Annotated in this window: 2 protein-coding genes and 1 pseudogene; all 3 read right to left on the reverse strand. The window is 72.1% G+C overall.

Features of this window, described 5'->3' with window-relative positions:
• Positions 1 to 120: 120 nt before the first annotated feature.
• Entirely contained in the window at positions 121 to 1488 is a 1368-nt protein-coding gene (locus tag I8N68_RS32215; RefSeq protein ID WP_200216881.1) for a hypothetical protein, read from the reverse strand.
• A 162-nt stretch (positions 1489 to 1650) separates the two neighbouring features.
• Positions 1651 to 2544 carry a Glu/Leu/Phe/Val dehydrogenase dimerization domain-containing protein gene (locus tag I8N68_RS32220; protein WP_443673268.1) on the reverse strand — a complete coding sequence of 298 codons (894 nt, stop codon included), beginning with the start codon at positions 2542 to 2544 and terminating at the stop codon, positions 1651 to 1653.
• Between the two features lie 103 nt (positions 2545 to 2647).
• Positions 2648 to 3232: pseudogene (locus I8N68_RS34540) on the reverse strand (Glu/Leu/Phe/Val dehydrogenase dimerization domain-containing protein); the annotation flags it as partial.
• Positions 3233 to 3255: the final 23 nt, after the last annotated feature.

The following is a 3255-nucleotide window of genomic DNA, read 5'->3' on the forward strand; positions in this document are numbered from 1 at the left end:
AGCAGGCCGCCCACCTCGTCGCCCAGCACTGGAACAACTGACCCGCATAGCAAAGACAACGCCGCTGGCCGGCACCCCGAACACGGGGTGCCGGCCAACGGCGTGTCTGCCAAGCGGACGTCAGCAGGCGGCGTACAGGCGCCGCGTGCCGGACCCGGCGGCGTACGCGGACCGATCGCTGAACCGGCAGCCGAAGTCCGGCGCCGCCACCGCCCGAGGATCGGTTACGGCGTCGCCCGCCGGCCGGGCGCCGGTGCGTACCCAGGTGGTGAGGTCATCCCACGCGGCGCCGGCCTCGGCCGGGCTGAACTCGCAGTGCTGAGCGGCCCGGATCGCCCGCTGCACCACCAGCTGGCTGCGGCCGTGCCACGCCACGTCCCGGGCGTACGCCTGCTCCATCGAGAAGGGTACGAAGAGGTCGCCGAGGTCGTGCAGGCTGAGCACAGGCGCGGTCGGCCGGCCGCTGATCCGGGGCACCTCGGTCAGCGTGGGGGAGAGGCGCTGCCAGAGGTTCTCCGGGGCGACCCGCTGCACCGTGGCGTTGACGTCCACCGGGCTGTTCGGGGTGTACCGGGTGAGCAGGTTGGTGGCGAGCTGGCCGGGCCGTTGCGCGGGGGAGTCCCCGCCGTTGGTGGCGCTGATCGCGAAGAGGAAGTCCTTCCAGACCGCGAAGGAGGCCTCGGCGCCCGGCCGGTCACCGCCCGAGCGGTTGATGGTGATGGCGCGCAACTGCTTGCCCAGCTCGTTGGTGGTGTCCGGCCCGCCCGGCTTGAGCCCGGCCAGGCCGAGCGCCACCTGGATGCGCGGTACCGCATTGGTGAGGTAGTCCGGCGGCGTCGGGTACGCCCGCACGCCGGCGAGGGCCTGCGCGACCAGGTTGTAGTCGAGGAAGAAGTCGAACAACTCGTGGTCGCCGAGCACCCCGCACATCGGCAGCGCCCCGTCGTAGTAGCCGGGGTACTGCTCCAGTGAGCGGCCGATGATGTGGCCGCCCATCGAGACCCCGGCGATGAGCACCCGCTGCGGCCGCTTGACGGTGTCGGCGAAGAGGTCGGCGAGGTCGCGGGTGCTCAGCACGCCGGAGCGGATGTCGTAGCCGTTGCGGTCGTACGAGGACGACGCCCAGGCGTACCCCTGTTCCAGCACCCGCTGGCGCAGGCCGAACGCCGGCGTCTCGGGGGAGAGCACGGTGGTCTGGCCCCGGTAGCCGTGCGTCCACATCACCAGGTCGCCGTTCCAGTCGGCGGGTACCTCGATGATGTAGCCGGCGTGTTCGTGCACGCCCTGCCGGACGGTGGTGGGCGCGCCGCCGACGACCAGCGGGTCCAGCGGCGGGTTGCTGATGGTGTAGCCGGGCAGCGGCTGGCTGCCGTCGTCGTCGCGCTCGGCGGCGACGGCGGGCGCCGCGCCGGCGAGCCCGACTGTGAGGGTCAGGGCCGCGCCGGCGGCGAGCAGCCGGCGGGCCAGACGGGTGGTTGAGGTCAGCATCGTTGCTCCCCCGGGGACGGTGCCGCCCCACCGGGGGCGACCAGGCGGGACGGATGCCTACCGGCCGGTAGCGCCCTGAAACTAGGCCCGCCGTCGAGCGCTGTCAATGACTGTCTGACCGAACGGTCAGCCGTTCCCGCCCGGGCCGCCCACAGTGGCCGCTCAGACCAGACCGTGCGCCAGCATCGCCTCCGCCACCCGGCGGAACGCGCTGATGTTCGCCCCCGCCACGTAGTCCCCGGGCAGCCCGTACTCCTCGGCGGTGGTCCAGCAGCGGGCGTGGATGTCCCGCATGGTCTCCCGCAGCCGCTGCTCCGACTGGGCGAACGTCCACGAGTCGCGGCTGGCGTTCTGCTGCATCTCCAGCGCGCTCACCGCCACCCCGCCTGCGTTGGCCGCCTTGCCCGGGGCGAACCGCACCCCCGCCCGCCCGAGGATGCGCACCGCCTCCGGGGTGGTCGGCATGTTGGCACCCTCCACCACCGCCGCACAGCCGCCGGCCACCAGCGCCGCCGCCTCCGCGCCGCCGATCTCGTTCTGTGTCGCGCACGGCAGGGCCAGGTCGCAGGGCACCTCCCAGACGGTACGACCGGACACCGCCACCGCGTGCGGCACGTGCCGTACGTAGTCGTCGAGCCGGGCCCGCCGCTCCTCCTTCAACTCCCGCAGCAGCTCAAGGTCGATGCCCTTCTCGTCCAGCAGGTAGCCGTCGGAGTCCGAGCAGGCCACCACCGTCCCGCCGAGCTGGTGCACCTTCTCGACCGCGTAGATGGCCACGTTGCCCGAGCCGGAGACCACCACCCGCTTGCCGTCCAGGCTGTCCCCGGTCTGCCGCAGCATCTCGTCGGCGAAGAAGACCGCGCCGTACCCGGTTGCCTCGCGGCGCACCTGCGCGCCCCCGTACGACAGGCCCTTGCCGGTGAGCACCCCGGACTCGTACCGGTTGGTGATCCGCTTGTACTGGCCGAACAGGTAGCCGATCTCCCGGCTGCCGACCCCCATGTCCCCGGCCGGCACGTCGGTCTGCGCGCCGATATGCCGGTACAGCTCCGTCATGAGGCTCTGGCAGAAGCGCATCACCTCCCGGTCCGAGCGGCCCTTCGGGTCGAAGGTCCGCGCCGCCCTTGCCGCCGCCGATCGGCAACCCGGTCAGCGCGTTCTTGAAGATCTGCTCGAAGCCGAGGAACTTGACGATCCCCAGGTACACCGACGGGTGGAACCGCAGGCCACCCTTGAACGGCCCGAGCGCGCTGTTGAACTCCACCCGGAAGCCGCGGTTCACCCGCACCCGGCCGTGGTCGTCCTCCCACGGCACCCGGAAGATGACCTGCCGTTCGGGCTCGCAGATCCGCTCGATGATCCGCGCGTGCGCGTACTCCGGGTGACGGGCCAGGACCGGTCCGATGCTCTCCAGCACCTCCCGTACCGCCTGGTGGAACTCCGGCTCACCCGGGTTCCGGTTGACCACACTGGCGAACACCGTCTCGACGGTCTCCGGCATCACCGACACGTCCCTTCGGTCCCGGTGGCGGCCTCGTCGCCCCCACCGGATCGGCATCCCGCCGACCGCCCCCGGATACGGATCGTCACCGCTGTCCGGTTCACTGGCGGCTGGACGAGTTGATCTGGGACGCAGTCCCCCCGGGCGTCGCGCGGTCTCGGTCTGGTGTCGGGTGTCCGGTTCGCGCCGCCGCGATCCGCCGGTGTGCGTCCGGTGTCCGGTTCCGGGTGTGACCGCCGGCATCCCTAGGCCGGAATCGTGGCGGT

Origin of the sequence: Micromonospora coerulea (assembly GCF_016598485.1) — a bacterium.
Lineage (GTDB): Bacteria > Actinomycetota > Actinomycetes > Mycobacteriales > Micromonosporaceae > Micromonospora > Micromonospora coerulea.

Coding starts and splice junctions, on each gene's coding strand:
- I8N68_RS32215 (WP_200216881.1), bottom strand. CDS start 1,488: ATGCTGACCTCAACCACCCGTCTGGCCCGCCGGCTGCTCGCCGCCGGC.
- I8N68_RS32220 (WP_443673268.1), bottom strand. CDS start 2,544: ATGACGGAGCTGTACCGGCATATCGGCGCGCAGACCGACGTGCCGGCC.